The following is a 22,249-nucleotide window of genomic DNA, read 5'->3' as shown; positions in this document are numbered from 1 at the left end:
TGTATTAGCTGGGACAACGAATTTGTACATGTGTCCCAATAAAAAGGATGAATCCTTTTTACTCATTTTTGCTATTCATTCCCTAAGTTATGTCTGTTGGATTATGGAAAAAGAAGAGGTTTCATACAACCATGTATGTTCCTTTACCATTTTGAAAATACTACCAATAGTAACTATGATTAGTAGAGGTGAATAAGTGTGATTGCATTAAATTCAGTAATCGATGGGAAAACAGCAAACTTTGGCGCAGTCCGAGATATATTTGATTCCCATGGCTGCAGTTTTTGTAGTAATTTTGAATATGATCAAGGAAAGTTTGATGCTGTATTATCGCGTGAAAATGGAGAAACGATTTATTTACGGGTTCCTTTTTTCGTTGTGGAAGGGATGCTTGATCATTCGAGTACCCAAATTCAATTTGGTACACCATATGTCATAAAGCATATTGTGAATTTTGGTCTTGACCATGACGAAAACTCATTTGTCACTGCAACGACGGGACTTGACCAATTCCAAGAGCCACTGGATAAGGATGGGCGTATATCCGATAAAAGCAGATGGGAACAAGCTGGTGTAGAAGTGGTAGAACGCATATACAATTCCATGAGAGACTTAGTATCCTAATGGGACGGAGGGACAGGTTATTACCTGTCCCATTTTTTTATTTTGGGACAATGGACCTTCCCTGTGATCCACTTATTTTAAATAAAAGGAAGAGCCGTCGATTATTTCTACATCATCCCTCGTTTTGATTTCTTTCATTAGTTGAAAGAGTGCAACATCTTTTTTCTTTGCTTCGATCATGCAGTCGATTTGTGGTACACTGCCTTTTATTTCTTTTAAAAATGTAAAGAACATCTCACTATCGACGAAGTCTGAATGATGACGAAACGCTTCTTTGCTTTTTGGACTTGAAATATGCATTTTGATCGGAAGAGGTGAATGCTTCCACGTTTGGACAACCCTCTCCCAATGGATTTCCCAATTAGGATTCTCATGGTGGGCGAGATGGTGATGATAATCAAATACGAGCGGAATATTTAGTTTTTCACATAAGTACAGGGTATCTTCTAGAGTAAACGATGTATCATCATTTTCAAGTATGATCATCTTTTGAATTTTTGCCGGGACATCCATCCAATTGGTAACAAATCGTTCTAGTGAAACATCCGTTTCTTTATAGTTGCCTCCGACATGCATGACACAGCGGTGAGTGGGATCTAGCCTCATAGCTCTTAAAAGAAGATAGTGAAGCTTTAGGGTGCGCACTGAGTTTTTAAGAATGTCCACTTGAGGAGAATTGATCAACACAAAGTGATCTGGATGAAAATCCACCCGGATCTCATGTTCCTTCACAAATTCTCCAATTTCACGAAGGCTTGCCTTTAATGGTTTCATATAATTCCAATCAAGAAGCTCTTCATGATTGGCTAAAGGAATGAGTCGAGAAGTAAGTCGGTAAAAATGAATGTCAGATGCCGCATTATGCTTTAGTAGTCTTAGTGTATTATGTAAATTGGAAAGGGCAATTCGCTCTAATTTGCGAATCGCTGCCTCTCGGTCCTCTATTTTTTGAAATTGGGCAAATGTCATTGTTTTAGAAGGGGAAGCATTTTTAAGTTCCGTACTCATTGCCACGTAACCGAGACGTACCTTTGTCATCATCATTCACCTCACATTATTATTAACGATTACTAGTGAGACAAGGGACCTTTGTCCCTACCACTCCACTGTTGAACTAGATGTTCGCTTTACTCCTCTGATTTTCGATATTTCTTCAACGAGTTTGTGCATGGCAAGGTTTTTTTGCTTTGCTTCAATCATGATATCGAAGTCTTCATCAAACTCCTTAGCCATTTTTAAAAAAGGCATAATAAAATCTAGTGACACAAAATCAGCATGTGAACGGTAGGCTTTATCAGATTTGGGTGATGAAATATGCACCTTTGGTATAGTAGGCCTATCATTCCAAGTATTGAAAATGCGTTCCAAATAAAGAGGGAGGTCAACGTCTCCCTTATTTGCCATATAGTGATGGTAATCGAGAACCATTGGAATGTTTTCTTTTTCACAAGTAAGCAGTGTTTCTTCTACATCATAGGTTTTATCATCATTTTCAAGTGTCATTTGATTTTTTATTTCATTTGGTAGTTGTTTAAGGTTTTGATGAAAACGTGATAATGATGTTTCCTTATCTCCATACGCACCACCAATGTGTATATTAAGGACTCCTTTGTCAAGTGCATTCAATGCTTTAAGCATCTTGAAATGAAATTCCATATCGCTTACAGCGTTCGTCGTGACTTCTTCTCTTGGACTTGTAAACAGGGTGAACTGATTCGGGTGAAAGCTTACCCTCATATTAAATTGTTGGATAAGTCGCCCAAGCTCATCCCATTCATTCTTAAAGGGAGTGATGAAATCCCACATGACCTCAGGGTGGGTGGCCAAGGGGACAAGTGAGCTTGAAAGTCGGTAAACCTCAATTTCATGTGCGATATTATAATGCAGAATTCTCTTTGTATGAAGTAAATTCTGTGCGGTCACAAATTTTAGCTTTTCCATACGTTCATCTTTAGGTAGTGCTGCATACCGTGTGAAAGTTAATGATTTTGAAGGACTTGAATCCCATAAACCTAAAGCATTTGCCACATAACCAAAACGAATTTTCATTTTTACCCTCTTTTGGAACGGGGCTCCCCAGTCCCTTTTTTTATTTGCAGCGGGACAAGGAACCTGTCCCTATGTCCCAGAATTTTGTTATATTTAATGTAAGGAGAATATGATGTTATTATGCGGAAGTTTCTATTTTTTATGGGGAGATGATGGGGATCGAGAGAAATTTTAGGATTTTTGTAGTACTGGCTTTGGTGGGGAGTTTGGTGATGAATTTTACGTTAGTTTCGAAAGTGAATCAGCTTGAGGGGCAGGTAAGCAATATTTCTAACTTTCAACATGATATTACCTCTAGTATTGATGGTCAGGCAACACAAGTGTACAGTGCTTTAGAAGAATTTAAAAATGATCAGAGCTGGATTAGTAGGATTACGATGGATATTGATAACAATGCAGTAACAAATGGCCAAGCGAATGCCATTTTTAATTGGCAGGTCAAGGAGTTACAAAAAAATTCAGAGGTTGTGTTTCATTATGCATTTGGTGAGAGTGAGGAATATCAAGCTCTTCCTGCAAATGAAATCCAAAATGGTCTTTTCCAGGTAAAAGTGCCTTTTAGATTTGATAAGGAGCCGCAATGGCATGTCGGCCTGATTACTTCAGATTCCTATCACAGTGAAGAGGCATCAGAAAAAGAAGCCCTCGATGGGAATGATGGAATTCATTTTTATGTAACGGTTTCTTATGATGATATGGTAAAAAGCAGTGAACTTCAGAATGAATTTTTAGGGGATTTGAGATCGAGTTTTTACGGAATTATCCAGACAGATGTTCATATTTTTAAATCTAAATTAGATATAACGTTGATCAATTATCAAGTTGATGAAAAATCAGTATATGTAGAAAAAGCAACCCTCTTAAAATATAAGGGAGATACCTTAATCGGAGAAGAAGAATTGGACATGGTCAAAGAAAACTCACCAGATTTTAGTGAACGTTTTTTCAACATCCATCAAGTTGAACAGTATGAAAATATCAGACTAGTGATGAAAGTCGAATATAGTAACGGAGATCGCTTTGAAAAAGAAATCTATTAACGGGACAGAGAACCTGTCCTTTTTGTCCCAAGAGAAAGGAGTAATCAGTCATGCCGTTGGAGATTGTTCGGAATGATATTACGAGGATGAAGGTCGATGCGATAGTAAATGCTGCGAACACAGAGCTGAAGATGGGTGGAGGTGTGTGTGGAGCAATATTTAATGCTGCGGGTGCTGATGAACTCCAAGCTGCTTGTGATAAAATGGGTGAATGCCCAGTAGGACATGCAGTTATCACCGATGCTTTTAATTTGCCAGCAAAATATATCATTCATACTCCTGGGCCGATTTGGCAGGGGGGTTCTAAGAATGAGGCCAAGCTCTTACAATCCTCTTATACACAATCATTAGAGCTTGCTAGTCAGCATAAATGCAAATCCGTCGCGTTTCCACTGATATCAACAGGTATCTATGGTTACCCAAAAGAAGAAGCTCTACAAATCGCGGTATCGACGGTTAGCTCATATTTGATGGACAATGAGATGGTTGTCTATCTAGTCGTTTTTGATAAAGCATCTTTTGGTGTTAGTAAAAAGTTGTTTGCTTCCATAAACCAGTATATAGACGAACACTATGTAGATGAAATAGAAACGACCTTTAGCCGTGCTAGAAACATTGAACTTTATAATGCCGAACCAATTGAGGAAACAGACGAATTCGAACTCTACGAAATCGAAGAAAGCCTTCAGGTTGATAGCAGTTTAGCTGATATCGTCAACCAATTAGATGAATCATTTTCCGAAAGACTCCTTCGTTTAATTGATGAACGAGGATTGACTGATGCCGAAACTTATAAGCGAGCAAATATTGATCGTCGATTGTTCTCCAAGATTCGCAAAGATGAAGGCTACACCCCTAAAAAGAAAACAGCGATTGCCTTTGCGATCGCATTACAATTAGATGTTGATGAAACCATTCATTTATTGTCTGCTGCTGGTTACACATTGACCCATAGCAGCAAATTTGACGTTATCATTGAATTCTTTATTAAACAAGCAAAATATAATATTCATGAAATTAATGAAGCTTTATTTATGTTCGACCAGCCGTTATTAGGTGCTTAAAAATGTCGCTTTTGAAGCGACCAACACTGTTCCTAATCTTGTTATCCTTACGATGTAATCAAATTTGAACGGAGGATAACGTGATGAAAACCGAATTAGTGTTTATTTTAGATAAGAGTGGATCAATGGCAGGACTTGAAGCTGATACAATTGGTGGTTACAATTCAATGCTAAAGAAACAAAAGAAGGCAGAAGGAGAAGCTTTTGTCACCACAGTCTTATTTAATCACCATTATGAATTATTGCATGACCGAATCAATGTGAAGGGAATTTCACCAATCACCGAAAAAGATTACGAGGTTAGTGGTACCACTGCATTATTAGATGCAATCGGTTTTACAATCCAAAAAATAAACAATGTTCAAAAACACACGAGCAAAAATGAACGAGCTGAAAAAGTACTATTTGTTATTACAACAGATGGAATGGAAAATGCAAGCCATGAATTTACAGCAGATAAAATCAAAAAAATGGTTCAAGACCAAAAACAGAAATATGGATGGGAATTCATGTTTTTAGGTGCGAATATTGATGCGGTTTCAACTGCATCACAGTTTGGAATTGATGAGGATTTTGCGGTAGACTACCATGCTGACGAACAAGGAACACAATTGAACTATCAAATGGTAAGTGAGGCCGTCACAAACTTGCGAAGCGGGAAAAAAATAGACCGAAGCTGGAAGGAAGAAATCGAACGTGATTATAGCCGACGTTCAAGATAGAAGAAGCGATTTAGGAGGAATTTATGGAAATAGTAAAGGCTACTGAGAATGATGTAAAAGCTATTACGAAACTTGCATTGCTGTTATGGCCAGATAATGTAGAAAACGAACTAACCAGTGAGTTTTCTGAGCTAATTCTTGACCAAAAAGCGATCATTTTTTTAGCTAAGGCAGAGAATGTTGCCATTGGTTTTGCTCAATGTCAATTACGAATGGATTATGTTGAGGGAACTGAAAGCAGCCCTGTAGGATATCTTGAAGGTATTTTTGTAAAAGAAGAATACAGGAAGATAGGTGTTGCTAAACAGCTTTTATCGGCTTGTGAAAAATGGGCAACGAGTAAAGGGTGTAAAGAATTTGCAAGTGACGTTGAACTTGAGAATAATGTAAGCTTGAATTTTCATTTAAGAAATGGATTTCAAGAAGCGAATCGAATTATATGTTTAACTAAAAAACTTTAAAAATATGCCTGTCCACCGCTTTAATCCGGGAACAGGCGAATTCTACATTTATTATTCCTTCTTCCAATGTAATATCGGTTCAAATCCTAATAGATACATCATTTACAAGGTTTTTGATTTTTCTATCTGCATACCTTACAAATAGATATCCAAGGAAGAAGGTAAGAAAGCTTAATGCATAATCTAGAACCGTATGTTCAGCCTTAACAACACCGGTCATTTTCAACACTATATCATAAGCAATATAGCAAACAATAATAATAAAATACCAGCCATTTCTTGCATTAACAATGCTTAAAAAAGCAAGTAAAATGGCAAAAACGAGACCAGTGACTGTTGTAATGGCAGAACTACTCCGATGTATTTGGTCCAACCATTCAATATGGTAGGTTCTTATATCAATAACTGCGTGGAGCAGAAAATGTAGAGGGATAAATAGACCATAAAACGATAATAGTAATGTTCCAAAGTGAATCCATTTCCTTTTTAAATGTACCCACCAAAGTCTTGCAATAGGAAAATAAATAACTAAACCAGCAACAGTATACCAGGGGCTCCACCAATTCGTTTCAAATATTCCCCAATTAGTAAAAATGAGTTCAATAAGGGTGAAAAATAGAGCCAACGGAATGCTCCAGTACCACTTACACCTTAAAACGACAAATAAGACTGCAAACGAAGGAAGCACAAGACCATTAACCATTGCACCTAAATGTGAATCTAATTCATGGTCTAACACACCAACTTTATAAACATAAGCTTTACCCCAAAGATAAACGAAGTAATCAAATAAAAGGGTAGTACCAGTGACAGTAAAATAAAGGATAAAAGCACGACTAGACCTAATTTTCCAATATGAAAAAACTAATACTGTTAATCCTGAAAGAAATAAAAGTAGATAAGCCCACGCTCCAAGACTCAATCAAAATAACCTCCGACTTGTTTATAGGTATTTTCACCTATTTTTTTGAATCTAATACTTCACTTAAGCTTATATGTCATTTAACTATTTATTTTATGCTAATATTGGATATGGATACATAATACTTAAAAGTAAGAATGTGGTTTTTTAGAGGGGGAAATGATGAAATTCTGGATAATAGGTTTTTTGGTTTTAATAGCCGTTTCAGTTGGTTTGATGTTCAGTGTTTTTAATATGTTCGACAGTGGTGAGAATCAAAAAGCAGGCTCTTCATCAAAGCAGGAATCCAGTAATGTGAATGAGTTTAAGGAACAGACTAAGAAAATTGGCGGCATCACATATGATCTGAAAATAAGCCAAACACCGGATGAGCATGAAGTAATTGAAGTGATGCATCATATGACCCATCAAAAGGTAAAAGCCGATGATAAATGGGGGGCAACTCCGATGATTCCAGATACCATTAATGAGATATATGATATCATTTCCAAAAGTGATTTTGCTAGAAAAGAAGAGCTCTTAGCAATTGCGGAACGATGGAAAAATGGTGATTTCAGTAGAGCCGATGATGATCATAATTATTTTTGGGACTATCAAAACGGATCAATTGGAAAAGCATATGGTTTAATGAATGAAGCTGAAGAAAAAAGATTTATCATCAATAATTTTGGTGATGAATTTTTACCAGATTAAAGGTTAGTTCATTATGAACTAGCCTTTTTAAATTAGTCTTATTTTCCCTGTCGCTTACGATAAAAACGTTCTTTTGAACTAATGAAGATGATAGGGCTTTCAATTATAATTGAGAGGCGGAATATTCAATAAAAGAAAAGGTGGTGTAAAGTTAAAGGTTGTTATTCTTCCTGCCAATTTTCCTTCTAGTTTATCCAACTTCAATTTAACCCAAGATTATTGAAACTGATTCCATCCATTATCTACATATTAAAGAAATGAGGGATGTTCTTGAAATCAATTTCAAAGCTACTGTCAGTTTTCATTATTGCGGTTATGTTTTATTCTCTTTTAGCTATTGGAGTGTTTGCTGCTCCCCAACAGAACGAGTCCTCGAACAATGAATTGCGCGTTTTAATCCAACCACTCAATAAAAATGATAAATCAGAACTAAAATCTACTTATGGTGCACGATGGGATTTTGAATCCAAAGGCTTTTCAACAACGGTTAATGAAAAACAGTACAACGCCTTATTAAAAAATAAAAATGTAAAGATAGAGCTTGTTGATCAAGTTTCAATTGCTGCAAAACCAAAAGCGGGAGGAGAAGTGGTACCTTCTGATCGCACTCCATGGGGAATTGAATCAATCTATAATGACCCACAAATTGCCGCTACAGATGGTGGGGACAATATTAGAGTAGCGGTATTGGATACGGGTACAAATATAAGTCATCCTGATTTACAAGCCAATGTTGAGCAATGCAAGGATTTTAGCCAAAGAAAATCTCCAATCATTAATAATTCATGTGACGATAAAAATGGTCATGGAACGCATGTAGCCGGAACTGTTTTAGCCAATGGCGGCAATGGAAATGGAATTTATGGTGTCGCACCTGATGCAAAGCTATGGGCATATCGAGTATTAGGAAATAGTGGCTCTGGATATGCAGATGATATCGCTGCAGCCATTCGCCATGCAGCCGATGAAGGAAAGAAAAACGGAGTCAAAGTCGTTATTTCAATGTCATTAGGATCGAGCGGGAAAAGCTCATTAATTGCCGATGCTGTTACGTATGCAGTCAATAATGGAGCATTAGTCGTCGCAGCGGCTGGCAATAGTGGTCCAGCACCGAATACGATTGAATACCCTGGTGGACTTCAAAATGCAATTGCAGTAGCTGCATTAGAGAACGTGTTGCAGAATGGTTCTTACCGTGTTGCCGATTTTTCTTCTAGAGGAAATCCAACAACAGTTGGTGATTTTGTGATTGGAGAAGGAGATGTTGAACTATCAGCACCAGGTCGTGCAATTGAATCAACTTGGAGTGACGGTACGTACAACACAATCAGCGGCACATCAATGGCAACACCTCATATTTCAGGTCTTGCAGCAAAAATATGGGCGGAAAATCCAAGTATGACAAACCTACAATTAAGAACTGAGTTGCAAAACCGTGCAAAGGGTAACGATATCACTGCTGGACAATATGCCGGAAATGGTGATGACATCGCTTCTGGATTCGGATTCCCAGTAGTTAAGTAAAGTAAAAAAACGGCTAAAATGGTTGCAATCATTTTAGCCGTTTCTATTAGTTTTCATTTTCCCCGATTTTATCAAGTAGGGAAATGGTATCAACAAGATGATTATTAAAAATTTGTTTTGCCACTGAGAGAAGTTCAACAATCATTGGGTCTCTTAGTGAGTATATGACGCGATTGCCGTCTTTCGTTCCATAGACAATATTTTTAGCACGGAGTACAGTTAGTTGCTGGGACACGGCTGACCCTTCACTTCCAATAAGGGTTTGTATTTCATTCACATTTTTATCTCCCTCAGCAAGAAGCTCTAGGATACGAATCCGCAATGGATGTGCGAGAGCTTTAAAAAAGTCAGCCTTGAATTGCTGCATTTCTAGATTCACTACCTTACCTCACTTTCTACATTAACTCATTGAAATACCTCTGTTTTTCACTACTTTTTCCTGGACTCCGGAGAGAGCCTGACATTCTTTAAAAGCAAAGTGTCTGCAACCCAAACATTTATTGTTGTTAATCTGGGTAAGGGCATAATCAATGGCATCGCCTGTATGCTCAAAAAAGTTTTCCTCTCCGATTACCTCATATAAACCTGTTTTATGAAGAACGCTTTTTGGTTGTGGTTTGATTCCTGAAATTAAAACAATACCTTGCTTTGAAAAATCCTGAACAATACTAGCCAATCGCCCTTCTCCTGTTGTATCCATGAAAGGTACCCTACTTAATCGTAGGAGAAGAACCTTTGGTTTGTAATTAATTGAATTCATAATTTGTTGTTCAAAAGCCTGAGCAGCTCCGAAAAACAAAGGTCCTTCCACATTATAAATGCTTATTTGTGGACAATCATGTGAATCTGTCACAACACGACTATCTACTTTTTCATGTTTAGATTCTGGGTTTGGTAAAGCTTTTTCCGTTACTATTATATCACTCATTCGCTTAGTAAAAAGTACAACTGCTAAAATGAGGCCTACCTGCACCGCAACAGTTAGATTCATAAAGACTGTCAGTAAAAAGGTGACAACGAGGACAAGAGAATCTCCCGTTTTTGTTTGTAACACATGATAAAAAACACGGCGTTCACTCATGTTCCAAGCAACCAACATAATAATGGGGGCCATACTAGCTAAAGGAATTTTTGAAGCATATGGTGCAAATAAAAGTAAAACAAGCAAAACAACGACACCATGTATGACACCTGAAAAAGGTGATACAGCCCCTGTTTTAATGTTGGTTGCCGTTCTTGCAATGGCACCAGTTGCTGGAATTCCACCAAATAATGGGGTAACCATATTAGCAATTCCCTGACCAACTAATTCACGGTTACTATTATGTTTACTATTTGTCATTCCGTCAGCAACAACTGCGGAAAGAAGAGATTCAATTGCCCCTAACATTGCAATCACAAATGCGGGTTGAATCAAATGTTTGATTCGTTCAAATGTGATCTCAGGAAATTGAAAGCTTGGTAGTTTGCTAGGAATATCCCCAAATGTTGACCCAATTGTAGCAACCTGAGTTGGGTAAAAAATAGTCGCGATACCAGTAGAAATAAGCAAAGCGATTAATGAACCAGGTACCTTAGGAAAGAGCTTTGGAGTTAACACCAGTACGACTAAACAAATCGTTGCTGTTAGAATGCTATAAATATTCATCTCACGAATATGAAAAATAATCTCTCTCATATTATCTAAAAATAGTTCGTGTTTCTCAATCTTATCGAGGCCTAGAAAATTTGGTACCTGCCCAACAAAAATAATAATTGCGATTCCTGATGTAAATCCAATGGTAACCGGTCGTGGAATAAATTTGATTAAAGACCCAAGTTTGAAAATACCCATTAAGAATAGAAGGACACCCGCCATAAAGCCAGCAATTAATAAATTTTCAAGCCCGTAGGTTGCGACAATTCCAAATAATATCGGAATAAAGGCACCAGTTGGTCCCCCGATTTGGTATTTGGAGCCTCCAAAGAGTGAAATAAGAATACCCGCGATGATGGTTGTGTAAATCCCATATTCAGGTTTGACGCCTGAAGCAATCGCGAATGCCATTCCAAGAGGAATTGCTATAATCCCAACAACGACGCCAGAAATAAGATCCTTTTGAAAAGAATGAACCGAATACCCTTTAAATCTCCCTGAAAAAGCCCACTTATGTAGCATTTTTATCCTTCCTTCTGAATAATAGAATATCTGATTATTTGAATATACATATGAATCTACTCCTAATAATCTATAAAGTCAAAACAAATTTATGAAAAGAAAAAAGGATGCCAAGAAGAAATCAGGCAGTCCATAAGGAATATTATTATATTGATAAAGGTTAATTTTATGATACGTTGCGTTAACTATGCAAATAACATGAATATATCTTTAATATTACTATTGCAAAATAATAATGAGGCGTGTATAATAAATCAGGTAGTCAGCCGATAAAAAAACTTCGACAAAAAGTTACAAAACCTATTGCACTTCATTTACAAACTTGTTATAATAATCACATAATTGATTAACGAACTTCATACAAATTTTATATGCGGGTGTAGTTTAATGGTAAAACCTCAGCCACGAGCAAAGCTTCAATGAATTTGCTTCGAGTTGCCTCGACGCATTTACTTCTTGAATAATCTTGCAGAGGAAGAGGCATGTAAGGCCCGAAAGACGTACTGAATACTTCATAAACTTAATATCAATGTGCGGGTGTAGTTTAATGGTAAAACCTCAGCCTTCCAAGCTGATGTCGTGAGTTCGATTCTCATCACCCGCTCCATACATATATAACGCAGTGTTTCGTTTCTTAGATAAACGAGGTGTTGCGTTTTTTTATTTTGTATAGATTTTACATAACTAAAAAGGATTCAGCCGAGCCACCATGTACTTGTGTGAACATTGCACCTAGTGAAGTCAGTAATTTTTCACAGCTATCATTTTGTAACGATGGCTTCAGATACACAATTTGAATGGCCTGTTTGGTTTCGATTGTTACAGCAGTTCTCTCGGAATCGACATAAGGACTTCCAAATGCTCCTGACTCATCACTGGATAAAATTTTATCCTCCATCGAAATGGTTCTCCCATTAATCCCTAAATACTCATCACCCAGTTGTCCCACACGGATTTCAATATCTCCGTTAATATTATTTGTATCATAAATCCCTAATGGTATTTCATACTGCATCGAAAAGAAATTGTTTAAGTCAGCAGCGGAGTGTATGGAGTTCAAATAGTTTTGCTTTTGGATCCGACGATAGATTGCCTCAACAGATGGACGATATCGATTGGGATCTGTACCAACTTGCTTAAAAATCTCTCTCCACTCAGCGATTCCCGGAAAATCTGTTACATGCTTGTCTTCTAAATCAAAAAAAAGCGATTCTTGAAAGGTCTGTAATCTGCCACGAATCATTTGTGGAGAATCGCCAACTTCGATATGATCGTATTGAATAATTCCTACTTTAAAATCAGGAACAAGTTCCTTTAAATGTGGCGAAATCTTAATTTCCATCATTTATCCCTCCAAAAATTATTGTAAATAGTGTACCATAAATCCTAGTAATTCATTAAATAGAACGGCTTACAAGTCCTAAGAAGGGAGGTTCCAAGACTTGGACACTATACAACTTAAACAAGAAATCATTGATTATAGTAAAACGATTGGGATCGATAAAATTGGCTTTGCGAGTGCTTCGCCATTTGAAGAATTAAAATCACGACTATTACGTCAACAGGAATTGGGCTATCAATCGGGATTTGAACCAAAAGATATTGAAAAAAGAACAAATCCAGAGCTCCTTTTACCTGGTGCGAAGTCTATTATTGCGATAGCACTGGCTTATCCAGCAAAGCTAAAGGATGCACCAAGGAGTACACGAAACGAACGTCGAGGTTTGTTTGCACGTGCCTCTTGGGGAGAGGATTACCACCATATATTACGGGACAGGTTACAAAAGCTTGAGGCGTTTATCATAGAAAAGTTGCCTGATGCTAAACTCCAATCGATGGTTGATACAGGGGAATTATCTGACCGTGCTGTAGCAGAAAGAGCAGGGATCGGTTGGAGTGGAAAAAACTGTGCAATAATTACACCTGAGTTCGGTTCGTATGTATATTTAGGGGAAATGGTTACGAATATTCCTTTCAAACCTGATTCACCAATTGAGGATCAATGTGGTTCATGTCGAGCATGTCTTGATGCTTGTCCAACGGGCGCTTTGGTGCAGGGTGGACAAATCAATGCACAAAGATGTGTTAGCTTCTTAACGCAAACAAAAGACTTTATACCGGACGAGTTGCGTTCGAAAATTGGAAATCGACTGTATGGCTGTGATTCCTGTCAGACAGCATGTCCGAAAAACAAAGGAATTGACTTTCATTTTCATGAGGAAATGAAGCCGGAGCCTGAGGTCGTTAAGCCATTGTTAAAACCGATTTTATCAATTAGTAATCGTGATTTTAAGGAAACATTCGGTTCACTGTCGGGGTCTTGGAGAGGGAAAAAACCAATCCAACGAAATGCAGTTATTGCACTTGGCCACTTTAAGGATAGCAGTGCGATTCCTGAATTAACAAAAGTTTTAAAGGAAGACCCAAGACCGGTACTGCGGGGTACTGCTGCATGGGCATTAGGAAAAATAGGCGACGAAAGTGCAATTGAAATCTTAAAAGATGCAAGTCAGAAAGAGAAGGACGAGCAAGTTCTACAAGAAATTGAAAAAGGTTTGAATATGTTAATCAACTAAAAGGATGCGATGACGCATCCTTTTTTTAAAACATGGATAGTAGTTTTGAGCTTATGAGGACTTAATATTAATATCTTTCTCTTCTTGTTGTGTTTGATTATTATTAACAGTAGTATTTCGATTCGGTAGTAAACTCTGTACTATTTTCCATAAGACAATAATTATTGATATACCTAGTAATGTAGCAGCTACTGGCCTTTCAAAGAACAGTAGGGGGTTACCTTCGACCATAATAAGGCCTTGACGAAGTCCCTCTTCAAAGATGGTTCCTAATACTAGACCGACAACTAACGGTGCAGGATCATAGTCGCAGTACTTCATGACAAAACCGATTAATCCGAAAATAAACATAATCCATAAATCAAATATGCTATTGTTAATGCTATATGCTCCAATAAACATTATACCTGTGATAATAGGAATAAGTATTTTCACTGGTACCTTTGTTAAAGAAGCAAATGCGCCTACTAAAGGTAGGTTAAGAATTAGTAACATTACATTACCAATGTACATACTTGCTACAACTAACCAAAATAAATCACCATGTTCAGTGATAAACATTGGACCAGGAGTAATCCCATGTACTAATAATCCTCCTAGTAATAACGCTGTTGGTGGAGAAAATGGGAAGCCCAATGCTAAAAATGGAATCATTGCACTCGTTGATGCAGCATTATTAGCGGATTCTGGACCAGCAACTCCTTCTATCGCCCCTTTACCAAACTCCTCGGGGTGACGAGACATTTTTTTTTCTAATCTATAAGAAATTAATGTAGACATAAACCCAGCAGGACCAGGTAGTAGTCCCATAGGAAATCCAACGAATGTACCTCTTAAAATAGGCCATACCGATCTCCGGGTTTCTTTCTTATTAGGATACATGTCTCTAGCTTTTATTTTGATCATATCGTTATTTTGATAGGGGTTAAGTGCAACGTTGAATATTTCCGCTAGACCAAATAATCCCATAACGACCGGTACTAAGTCTATACCCTTTGATAGTTCCAGTGAACCAAATGTAAATCGATCTTCACCAGTAACCAAATCAACTCCTACAGTACTCAACATTAATCCAACTATGACCATCATAAAAGATTTTCCGAACGAACCACCAGTTAAGTTACTTAGTACGATTAGTCCAAATAAACCTAGAGCAAAAAATTCAGGAGGGCCAAAAGCAAGCGCGGCATTTGCTAATATCGGCGCAAAAAACATAAGTCCTACGATGGCTAGGGTACCAGCAACCCAAGAGCCAATTGCCGCTATAGATAAAGCCGCTCCTGCCCTACCTTTTCTAGCCATTTTATAGCCGTCAAGCGTTGTAACTAAAGAAGCAGCTTCACCTGGTAAGTTTACAAGGATTGAAGTAATAGCACCACCATACATTGAACCGTAATAAATACCTGCCAGCATAATTAGACCCGCACCTGGATCCATTCCAAAACTTAATGGCAATAGAAGCGCCATAGCTCCGGTTGGACCGATTCCTGGAAGTACTCCTGTGATTTGTCCAACCAAAACCCCTAAAAAGCAGATTAATAACAATTCTAATGATAGGGCGGATTGTAACCCAGCAGCTAAATTTGAAAATGCGTCCATTGAACATTCACCCCCTAAAAGATCCCAGCAGGGAATGGGATTTGTAGTAAACTAAATAAAAAGTATACAATTGATGTGAAAACTCCAGCGAATAGAATGGGGAATATCCAGCCTTTATAGCCTATAATTTTGGCAAGGCTAAGAACTAATAAAAACAGTACAGGTACCCCTAATAGATTATAAGTTAATAAAAATAGAAGGATTGAAACGACAAACCCACTAAATCGTAAAACACCTGGTTTAGTGAAATCCTCAATTTTAACATCGTACTTACTAATTATGTCTTTTATTAATAAACCTAAAGCTAAAAGGGTACCCATAACACCAATAGTAATAGGTACAAATCCGGGGCCAGGGTTATCAGGCTTACCTATAGACATACTGAAAGAAATAATTAAATAGCTTACGCAAATTAAGAATAGAATACCGTTAAAAATATTTGTTACTAATTTCTTTTCCAAATACACCACCTACTAACTCTAAATATTCCTAAGTCTTTAGTTAAAAAATATTATTCCTTACCGATTCCAAAATCCTTAATCATAGTTTCGTTCGTTTTCTCCATTTCTTTTAATTGGTTAGTAATTTCCTCACCTTCAATTAAGCGAATGGTCATTTTTAGATTGTCAGCATTTTTCTTAAAAGATTCATCTTCTAAAACAGACTTCATGTTTTCTCTGAGAAAATTAACGACTTCGTCTGGAGTTTCTTTTGGCACTGCTAAGTAGTACCAGGCAGAAAAGTCATAATTGTTATATGGTGAATCAATACCAGCCTTTGTTAATTCTTCGCCAATTGTCGGAACATCTGGAAATAAATCTAGTCTTTCTGGTGTAAAAATACCAAGGGCTTTTAATTTTCCATCTCTAAGATATTCTGACGATTCCATGGGGTGAACTGCAGCAATATCAATATGGCCACCAATAATTGCAGCAATTGATTCGTTATTAGCTTTGAATGGAATATTTGAAGTCTTTATACCTGTGCTATTAAAAAAGGCTGCATGAGCAATATCATTAACTGTACCAACACCTGGATGACCAACTTTAAGGGTTTGATCATTTGCTTTTGCGTGACCAATGAGGTCTTGAATGGAGTCATATGGACTATTACCATCTACTACTAATAGTAATGGATTGTAAACAACACTAGAAATGAATTTAAAATCATCAATAGTATAATTAAGATCTTTTAATAAGGGTTGCATTGCAAGGGAAGTACCAGTAACTAGATTAATCGTATATCCATCTGGTTTTGCTTTTGCCCCTTCGGCGGTTCCAATGGTTCCACTTGCACCTGGACGGTTAACAACGACCATGGATTGACCAATAATGTTAGGTGCAGTTTCAGCAATCCCTCTAGCAACTGTATCAGTACTTCCACCAGCTGCGAAAGGAACAATGAAGTTAATTGATTTAGTAGGATAATCAAGTTTTGTATCTTTTGACGAAGATCCCTGAGCCTGATTCTTATTTGAACTACAACCAACTAAAATAATAGATATTAAAGCTAATACTAAAAGAAGGTTATTAAATTTCATTTTCTTCAATACTTCCACTCTCCTTATTTTTCACTTTAAAAATGAACTACACCCACCAAAATAATCAAGATAACTTACCAAGAAATTACTTAAATTATAAGTGAAAATTCCCACTAATTAAATAAATGCTTAGGATAAAGTCCTCCTTTCAGACCTTTAACAATGTAAGCGTTTAAATTTTAATGTTGAAATAATTTCTGAATGTGTATTAAAGAACTTTCAAAAATCTGTACATTTTTCTATTATACATTTTCATCATTAATAAAAAACTATAAATATATTAATTAGAATTCGTCGACAATTCTAAATCTTGTAATTTAATAATAATAAACAACTTTACAAATGTACAATATGAAACTAATATTGATGACATATCCTAGGCATATGATAAAAGAAAAATATTAAAAATATCATATGGTTATTTAGTAGTAGATTCTGAATTTGTTCAAATAAATAAAATCAGTTTGAAAAGAGAAGATTCATAAATATTAGAAGAAAGGTAGGGAGTAAAGTGGATTTTAGAAACTTTAAATATTTTGAGGCCGTGGCAAGGTTTGGTAACATCACAAAAGCTGCTGCAGAATTAAATATGTCTCAACCACCACTTAGTCAACAGATTCAAAGCATGGAAAACGAAATGGGAGTAAAGTTATTTGAAAGACATAAAAAGGGAGTTGTTCTTACAGAGGAAGGTAAACTTCTTCTACAAAAAATCAGCCCTTTACTTCGTCAATATGACGAAGTTCTTAACTATGTATCAGATCCTCAAAATCTAATGATGGGCAACATTACGGTGGCTATCATGTCGAGTTTTTCTGCTAGCTTAAGTGTTGCGTTGGCAAATATATGGAAAGATGACCTTAATATGCACTTTTCAATTAAAGAAGGAAATTCAAATGCAGTAGCATCATTAGTATTAAGTGGAGAAGCCCATATAGGAATCGCACGATTACCGATACATCATCTTGAACTTAATTATTCTATTCTTGGAAATGATCCAATTCGTGTTGTTGTTCGTAAAGATGATCCATTAGCTGAAAAAGAAAAAATATTACCAAAGGATTTAAAGGAAAGACCGCTGATTTTGATACGAGCCAGTACTACTCATAGTGCATTTACTCAAATTGTTCAGAGATTAGAGGAAACTAAGACAAAGCCAAATATAATAGCACATACAGAAACAAGCTCTACACTGCTAAAATTGGTGAAAACTGGTCCAGGGGTAGGGTTGGCACCGCATTCAGCTGTTTATCAAGTTGAGGAGGGATTGAAAGTTTTACCATTCGGGGAGTCAGACATTTATATTCCTACTGCCGTGATTTGGAGAAAAAATGAGACAAACCCTGTAATAATCAACTTAAAAAACCTAATAAACAAATACTGCATGATTAAGTAACTCAACTTTTAAACCAATTTAGTTATTTCAAGGTATTTTCTCCATTTGCGACTCTGCGAACTGAGTAAGAAACTTCTAACATCTCCATAGCTATGGGGATGTTTTTCATTATGATGTTATATAAGTAAAGATATGCAGTACATATGGATATCATATAATATTGATATTTTACATATAGATAACTATTATTTAAACTTTTAATCAATAGTTAATAATCAAAAAATTCAAAAACGTTGATTGGAGAGGGAGCATTGAAGAGATGAGAGTTTTAGATAATTCTGTTAGTTGGATAACAGGAGCTACAGGGAGTATAGGAAGCGCAATCTGTGAGGCCTTAGCTAAAGAAGGAAGTCACCTAGTGATAACAGATGTAAATCTTGAAAAGGCGCAGGAACTATCAGAGAAATTATATAAATATGGTGTTGAGGTTGTACCACTACAGTTAGATGTGTCAAATCAAAGTGCTGTAGAACATGTAGAAGCTATTATTAAGGATAAATTTGGTCGATTGGATATTCTGGTAAATGGAGCTGGTATATCTCCTAAAGGGGAAAATGGAAGAGTACCAGTGGAACAAATGTCAACTGAGGAATGGCATAAAGTAATTAATATTAACTTAAATGGATCCTTTTACTGCTCACAGGCTGCAGCACGATTAATGTTGAAGAATGGAAGTGGGCACATTGTAAATATTTCTTCCCAAGCTGGTAGGTCTTATAGTTCTATTACGGGAGCACATTACGCTGTTAGTAAAGCAGGTCTTATCTCTCTTACACGTCAAATGGCAGGTGAATTAGGACCAAGTGGAATTTATGTAAATGCGGTTGCTCCTGGTCGAATAGACACGCCTATGGTTAAGGACGTTCCGGAAGAAGTAAATAGACAAGTAATAAATAATATCCCATTGAGACGTTTAGGTACTCCTGAAGAAGTAGCAAATACTATTCTATTTTTAGTAACAACTCAATCAAGTTACATTACTGGATCTGTAATTGATATTAATGGTGGACGATTGATGATGTAACAATCTGGCATTCTCTATACAGTATTGGAGGAGTAGTTAATGAAGGCATTAATGAAACAAAGCTTTGATGCTGAAGATGTATTGCTACAAGAATTAGCAAAACCAGTACCTGGCCATGATGAAGTGCTCATTAAAGTCCATTATGCAGGTATTTGTGGGACAGATATGAAAATATATGATGGTCATTATCATTCATATAAAAATCCATTAGTACTGGGACATGAATTTAGTGGTCAAATTGTAAAACTTGGACCAGGAGTAAGTGATTTGACAATTGGAACAAATGTAGTTGCTCGAACGATTTACTCATCATGTGGAGCGTGTGAGCTTTGTATAAAGGGAAGAGAAAATTTATGTAAGGAAAAAACAAGAATTGGTTTCGATCATGATGGTGTTTTTGCTGAATTTGTAAAAGTCCATAAAAATCAAATTCATGTACTTCCTAAAGAAATTGATTTGGCAACTGCTGCGCTAACAGAGCCATTTACTGTAGTAGTCCACGCTATGAATGCGGTTACAATTAAGCCGTCTGATGCTGTCCTTATAATTGGTCCAGGTCCTATTGGACTTATGGCAGTGCTTCTTTGTAAAGCTTATGGTGCAACAGTAGTCGTATCTGGGTTAGAAGATGATCGAAAGCGACTCAGATTAGCTAAAAAGTTGGGAGCTGATTTGGTTGTTGTCTCTAACGAACTAAATAATGGGTCTGATGATCCGCTTTTAGCTTTATCTGATGGTCAAGGACCTAATATAGTAATTGAGTGTACTGGTACCGCAGGTGGTGTAAATCAAGGGTTAGAGTTATGTAGAAGAGCTGGACAGTATGTGCAGATAGGTACAAGAAGTACACCGGTAACGATTGATTTTATGAAAATAGCTTATAAAGAAATTCTAGTTACTGGAAGTATTGGACATACCAAACAAGATTGGGAAAATTCACTGCGTATCGTAAAGGAAGGTAAAGTTGATTTTTCACTTCTATTTGACGAATTTTATGAGTTAGAGCAGTGGAAAGAAGCATTTGAAGTCTTTAAAAACAAAGAGCAAGTAAAGGTGCTATTCAAGTTATAGGTTATCAAAATATTAATTTATAAAAATAATACGAACTTATAGGAGGAATTGTTATGCAACGTCACGGAGGTTATGTTTTAGTCGATACACTTATTAATCACGGTGTAACACATGTTTTTGGAATGCCAGGAGGACAGGCAAATGCTTTTTATGATGCTTTATCACAACGTGAAGATAAAATTACTCATACTTTGATTAGGGATGAAACAACTGCAGGATTTGCTGCTGATGCATTTTCTAGAGTTTCGGGTCGCATTGGTGTTTGTGACGCTACTGTAGGTCCAGGTGCTACTAAATTTCCTTCCGGACTAATGGAAGCGTATAATAGCTCAGTTCCGGTTTTAGTAATTGTAAGTGATCATCCGCAAAACTCTGTATTATTGCACCAATATGGACGTATTAGCCAAGGTGGAAACCAACTTGATATGTTAAAACCATTTGCTAAAGAAACATTTAATGTTCCTAGTATTGAGATGCTTTCTAAAGTTGTCTCTGCTGCTATTCATACAGCAGTTACAGGTCGTCCTGGACCAGTAGTTGTACAAATTCCTCAAGATGTTTTCTTAGCGACAACAGAATTGGAACCGTTATCAGGAACGAGTCATTTTCCTAAATTTAGATGTTCTGCACCTGAATCTGAGGTTGCTAAAGCAGTTCGTTTACTTTCAACAGCAAAGAAACCTATTATTCTTGCAGGCGGAGGGGTACAACTTTCTCAAGCATACGAGGAACTTAATCAATTATCAGATGACTATAAAATTCCTGTCGTAACAACCTTAACTGGTAAGGGAAGTGTACCTGAAACAAATGACTTATGTCTTGGTGTATTAGGTGAATTAGGTAGTCCTTGTGCAAAAGTGGTAGCTGATCAAGCTGATGTCATTCTTGCAATTGGATATAAACATTCCCAAAATAGCTCGTATCGTTGGAGTTGGCCAAGAGAAGATCAGAAACTAATTCACATCGATATAGATCCTGCTGAGTTTGGACGGATAATCAACGCAGATATTGCTTTATGGGGAGATGCTCGTGAAACTCTAAGACAAATTCTAGTTGAGTTAGAGAACCATCAATTTGCAACCTCAAGTGAATGGTTGAATGTAGTTAAAACTGAGAAAGAGAAGTGGTTACAAGTACGTAACAGTGAGAACTATAGTAAGAATACTCCTATTTGGCCTCAAGCCGCTATTCAAGCCATTGTAGACCAATTAGGAGAAAACGATATTATTACCTGTGATGCTGGTTTTTCAAGTGGATGGGCTGGAGGATTTGTAGAATTAAATAGAAAAGGACGCAATATTATTCTTCCTCGTGGAGCGGCAGGATTAGGGTCTTCTTTACCATTTGCTCTTGGTGCAGCAATGGCAAAACCAGGTGCACGTATTATTGCTATAAGTGGTGATGGTGCATTTAGTTACAACGTAGGTGAACTAGCGACTTTACAACAATTAAATTTACCTATTATCAATGTTGTCTTTAACAACTCAGTTTTATCTTGGTCTAAATGGACGCAACAACTGAATTTAGCAGGTCATAACCAATCCGTTGAGCTAGGAACTTTTGAGTTTGGAACAATTGCTGAAGGGTTTGGAATGGTTGGAGAAAACGTAAGTAACATTCAAGATTTAGGCCCTATTCTAAAACGGGAACTTGAAGCTAGCAGACCTAGCGTTATTAATGTATATACTGATGAGTGGCAATCACCAACAATGCCTTATCGTCAGGCTATGAATCAGAAAAAACAAGGTGAATTTACTACCCTAGCTTATTAATATAGGCTTGCCAA

The 22,249-nt window shown here is 36.8% G+C and carries 21 protein-coding genes and 1 tRNA gene; 13 read left to right on the top strand and 9 right to left on the bottom strand.

The genetic code is table 11. The annotated features are described in order from the left end of the window. Window positions 1-198: 198 nt before the first annotated feature. Window positions 199-624 carry a YugN family protein gene (locus CKK03_RS10885; RefSeq protein WP_099362598.1) on the top strand — a complete coding sequence of 142 codons (426 nt, stop codon included), beginning with the start codon at window positions 199-201 and terminating at the stop codon, window positions 622-624. A gap of 72 nt (window positions 625-696) precedes the next feature. Here the strand turns inward: CKK03_RS10885 and uvsE (CKK03_RS10880) are convergent, their stop codons facing one another. After that, on the bottom strand, window positions 697-1,662 hold the full coding sequence (gene uvsE, locus CKK03_RS10880; RefSeq protein WP_099362597.1) for a UV DNA damage repair endonuclease UvsE: 966 nt from the start codon (window positions 1,660-1,662) through the stop codon (window positions 697-699). Window positions 1,663-1,719: 57 nt separating this feature from the next. Further along, window positions 1,720-2,673, bottom strand: a complete 954-nt coding sequence (gene uvsE, locus CKK03_RS10875) for a UV DNA damage repair endonuclease UvsE (protein ID WP_099362596.1) — start codon at window positions 2,671-2,673, stop codon at window positions 1,720-1,722. Between the two features lie 212 nt (window positions 2,674-2,885). Between uvsE (CKK03_RS10875) and CKK03_RS10870 the strand changes: the two genes are divergently transcribed. From CKK03_RS10870 to aac(6'), 4 genes are all read left to right on the top strand, one after another. Next, on the top strand, window positions 2,886-3,713 hold the full coding sequence (locus CKK03_RS10870) for a hypothetical protein (protein ID WP_099362595.1): 828 nt from the start codon (window positions 2,886-2,888) through the stop codon (window positions 3,711-3,713). A gap of 50 nt (window positions 3,714-3,763) precedes the next feature. Continuing rightward, window positions 3,764-4,777, top strand: a complete 1,014-nt coding sequence (locus CKK03_RS10865; RefSeq protein WP_099362594.1) for a macro domain-containing protein — start codon at window positions 3,764-3,766, stop codon at window positions 4,775-4,777. A gap of 83 nt (window positions 4,778-4,860) precedes the next feature. Continuing rightward, window positions 4,861-5,499 carry a vWA domain-containing protein gene (locus CKK03_RS10860; RefSeq protein ID WP_099362593.1) on the top strand — a complete coding sequence of 213 codons (639 nt, stop codon included), beginning with the start codon at window positions 4,861-4,863 and terminating at the stop codon, window positions 5,497-5,499. A gap of 23 nt (window positions 5,500-5,522) precedes the next feature. Continuing rightward, a complete protein-coding gene (gene aac(6') / locus CKK03_RS10855) occupies window positions 5,523-5,960 on the top strand; it encodes an aminoglycoside 6'-N-acetyltransferase (protein ID WP_099362592.1) in 438 nt (145 codons plus the stop codon). Window positions 5,961-6,039: 79 nt separating this feature from the next. Here aac(6') and CKK03_RS10850 read toward each other — a convergent pair whose 3' ends face one another. Further along, a complete protein-coding gene (locus tag CKK03_RS10850; RefSeq protein WP_099362591.1) occupies window positions 6,040-6,882 on the bottom strand; it encodes a hypothetical protein in 843 nt (280 codons plus the stop codon). A gap of 162 nt (window positions 6,883-7,044) precedes the next feature. Between CKK03_RS10850 and CKK03_RS10845 the strand changes: the two genes are divergently transcribed. Both CKK03_RS10845 and CKK03_RS10840 read left to right on the top strand, forming a co-directional pair. Further along, window positions 7,045-7,575: a DUF6241 domain-containing protein gene (locus tag CKK03_RS10845; protein WP_099362590.1), complete on the top strand. Its 531-nt coding sequence runs from the start codon at window positions 7,045-7,047 to the stop codon at window positions 7,573-7,575. 270 nt (window positions 7,576-7,845) lie between these two features. Beyond that, window positions 7,846-9,099 (top strand): S8 family peptidase, encoded by a 1,254-nt coding sequence (locus CKK03_RS10840; RefSeq protein ID WP_245864087.1) that lies wholly within the window; start codon window positions 7,846-7,848, stop codon window positions 9,097-9,099. Window positions 9,100-9,145: 46 nt separating this feature from the next. On the opposite strand, the gene CKK03_RS10835 is transcribed toward CKK03_RS10840, so the two are convergent. Further along, window positions 9,146-9,478 carry an ArsR/SmtB family transcription factor gene (locus tag CKK03_RS10835; RefSeq protein WP_099353283.1) on the bottom strand — a complete coding sequence of 111 codons (333 nt, stop codon included), beginning with the start codon at window positions 9,476-9,478 and terminating at the stop codon, window positions 9,146-9,148. Between the two features lie 21 nt (window positions 9,479-9,499). Beyond that, a complete protein-coding gene (locus CKK03_RS10830) occupies window positions 9,500-11,257 on the bottom strand; it encodes a SulP family inorganic anion transporter (RefSeq protein ID WP_099362589.1) in 1,758 nt (585 codons plus the stop codon). Between the two features lie 533 nt (window positions 11,258-11,790). Here CKK03_RS10830 and CKK03_RS10825 point away from each other — a divergent pair. Further along, a tRNA-Gly gene (locus tag CKK03_RS10825) sits at window positions 11,791-11,864 on the top strand. Window positions 11,865-11,933: 69 nt separating this feature from the next. Here CKK03_RS10825 and CKK03_RS10820 read toward each other — a convergent pair. Further along, window positions 11,934-12,599, bottom strand: a complete 666-nt coding sequence (locus CKK03_RS10820) for a B3/B4 domain-containing protein (RefSeq protein WP_099362588.1) — start codon at window positions 12,597-12,599, stop codon at window positions 11,934-11,936. Window positions 12,600-12,699: 100 nt separating this feature from the next. Here CKK03_RS10820 and queG point away from each other — a divergent pair, with 100 nt between their 5' ends. Further along, window positions 12,700-13,833, top strand: coding sequence for a tRNA epoxyqueuosine(34) reductase QueG (queG, locus tag CKK03_RS10815; protein ID WP_099362587.1), 1,134 nt, complete (start codon window positions 12,700-12,702; stop codon window positions 13,831-13,833). 51 nt (window positions 13,834-13,884) lie between these two features. Here queG and CKK03_RS10810 read toward each other — a convergent pair whose 3' ends face one another. From CKK03_RS10810 to CKK03_RS10800, 3 genes are read right to left on the bottom strand one after another with little or no spacing between them, the layout of a single operon-like run. Beyond that, a complete protein-coding gene (locus tag CKK03_RS10810; RefSeq protein ID WP_099362586.1) occupies window positions 13,885-15,432 on the bottom strand; it encodes a tripartite tricarboxylate transporter permease in 1,548 nt (515 codons plus the stop codon). Window positions 15,433-15,446: 14 nt separating this feature from the next. Further along, on the bottom strand, window positions 15,447-15,893 hold the full coding sequence (locus CKK03_RS10805; RefSeq protein ID WP_099362585.1) for a tripartite tricarboxylate transporter TctB family protein: 447 nt from the start codon (window positions 15,891-15,893) through the stop codon (window positions 15,447-15,449). A gap of 50 nt (window positions 15,894-15,943) precedes the next feature. After that, window positions 15,944-16,972 (bottom strand): tripartite tricarboxylate transporter substrate binding protein, encoded by a 1,029-nt coding sequence (locus CKK03_RS10800; RefSeq protein ID WP_245864090.1) that lies wholly within the window; start codon window positions 16,970-16,972, stop codon window positions 15,944-15,946. Window positions 16,973-17,483: 511 nt separating this feature from the next. On the opposite strand from CKK03_RS10800, the gene CKK03_RS10795 reads away from it, so the two are divergent. The 4 genes from CKK03_RS10795 to CKK03_RS10780 all read left to right on the top strand — a co-directional run bounded on the left by CKK03_RS10795 (window position 17,484) and on the right by CKK03_RS10780 (window position 22,235). Continuing rightward, entirely contained in the window at window positions 17,484-18,368 is an 885-nt protein-coding gene (locus CKK03_RS10795) for a LysR family transcriptional regulator (RefSeq protein ID WP_099362583.1), read from the top strand. Window positions 18,369-18,627: 259 nt separating this feature from the next. Continuing rightward, window positions 18,628-19,392 (top strand): SDR family NAD(P)-dependent oxidoreductase, encoded by a 765-nt coding sequence (locus CKK03_RS10790; protein WP_099362582.1) that lies wholly within the window; start codon window positions 18,628-18,630, stop codon window positions 19,390-19,392. A gap of 39 nt (window positions 19,393-19,431) precedes the next feature. Continuing rightward, on the top strand, window positions 19,432-20,463 hold the full coding sequence (locus CKK03_RS10785) for a zinc-dependent alcohol dehydrogenase (protein WP_099362581.1): 1,032 nt from the start codon (window positions 19,432-19,434) through the stop codon (window positions 20,461-20,463). A 53-nt stretch (window positions 20,464-20,516) separates the two neighbouring features. After that, entirely contained in the window at window positions 20,517-22,235 is a 1,719-nt protein-coding gene (locus CKK03_RS10780) for a thiamine pyrophosphate-binding protein (RefSeq protein WP_099362580.1), read from the top strand. Window positions 22,236-22,249: the final 14 nt, after the last annotated feature.

The organism is Fredinandcohnia onubensis (genome assembly GCF_002734215.1).
Taxonomy (GTDB): Bacteria; Bacillota; Bacilli; order Bacillales; family Bacillaceae_L; genus Ferdinandcohnia; species Ferdinandcohnia onubensis.
This window is presented reverse-complemented; position numbering and strand designations above follow the sequence as displayed.

Bases quoted from the DNA above. Each gene is read 5' to 3' on its own strand.
- uvsE (WP_099362596.1), bottom strand. From the start codon at position 2,673: ATGAAAATTCGTTTTGGTTATGTGGCAAATGCTTTAGGTTTATGGGAT.
- CKK03_RS10865 (WP_099362594.1), top strand. From the start codon at position 3,764: ATGCCGTTGGAGATTGTTCGGAATGATATTACGAGGATGAAGGTCGAT.
- CKK03_RS10820 (WP_099362588.1), bottom strand. From the start codon at position 12,599: ATGGAAATTAAGATTTCGCCACATTTAAAGGAACTTGTTCCTGATTTT.
- CKK03_RS10860 (WP_099362593.1), top strand. From the start codon at position 4,861: ATGAAAACCGAATTAGTGTTTATTTTAGATAAGAGTGGATCAATGGCA.
- CKK03_RS10790 (WP_099362582.1), top strand. From the start codon at position 18,628: ATGAGAGTTTTAGATAATTCTGTTAGTTGGATAACAGGAGCTACAGGG.
- CKK03_RS10780 (WP_099362580.1), top strand. From the start codon at position 20,517: ATGCAACGTCACGGAGGTTATGTTTTAGTCGATACACTTATTAATCAC.
- CKK03_RS10800 (WP_245864090.1), bottom strand. From the start codon at position 16,972: ATGAAATTTAATAACCTTCTTTTAGTATTAGCTTTAATATCTATTATT.
- uvsE (WP_099362597.1), bottom strand. From the start codon at position 1,662: ATGACAAAGGTACGTCTCGGTTACGTGGCAATGAGTACGGAACTTAAA.
- CKK03_RS10845 (WP_099362590.1), top strand. From the start codon at position 7,045: ATGAAATTCTGGATAATAGGTTTTTTGGTTTTAATAGCCGTTTCAGTT.
- CKK03_RS10870 (WP_099362595.1), top strand. From the start codon at position 2,886: ATGAATTTTACGTTAGTTTCGAAAGTGAATCAGCTTGAGGGGCAGGTA.
- CKK03_RS10785 (WP_099362581.1), top strand. From the start codon at position 19,432: ATGAAGGCATTAATGAAACAAAGCTTTGATGCTGAAGATGTATTGCTA.
- CKK03_RS10830 (WP_099362589.1), bottom strand. From the start codon at position 11,257: ATGCTACATAAGTGGGCTTTTTCAGGGAGATTTAAAGGGTATTCGGTT.
- CKK03_RS10810 (WP_099362586.1), bottom strand. From the start codon at position 15,432: ATGGACGCATTTTCAAATTTAGCTGCTGGGTTACAATCCGCCCTATCA.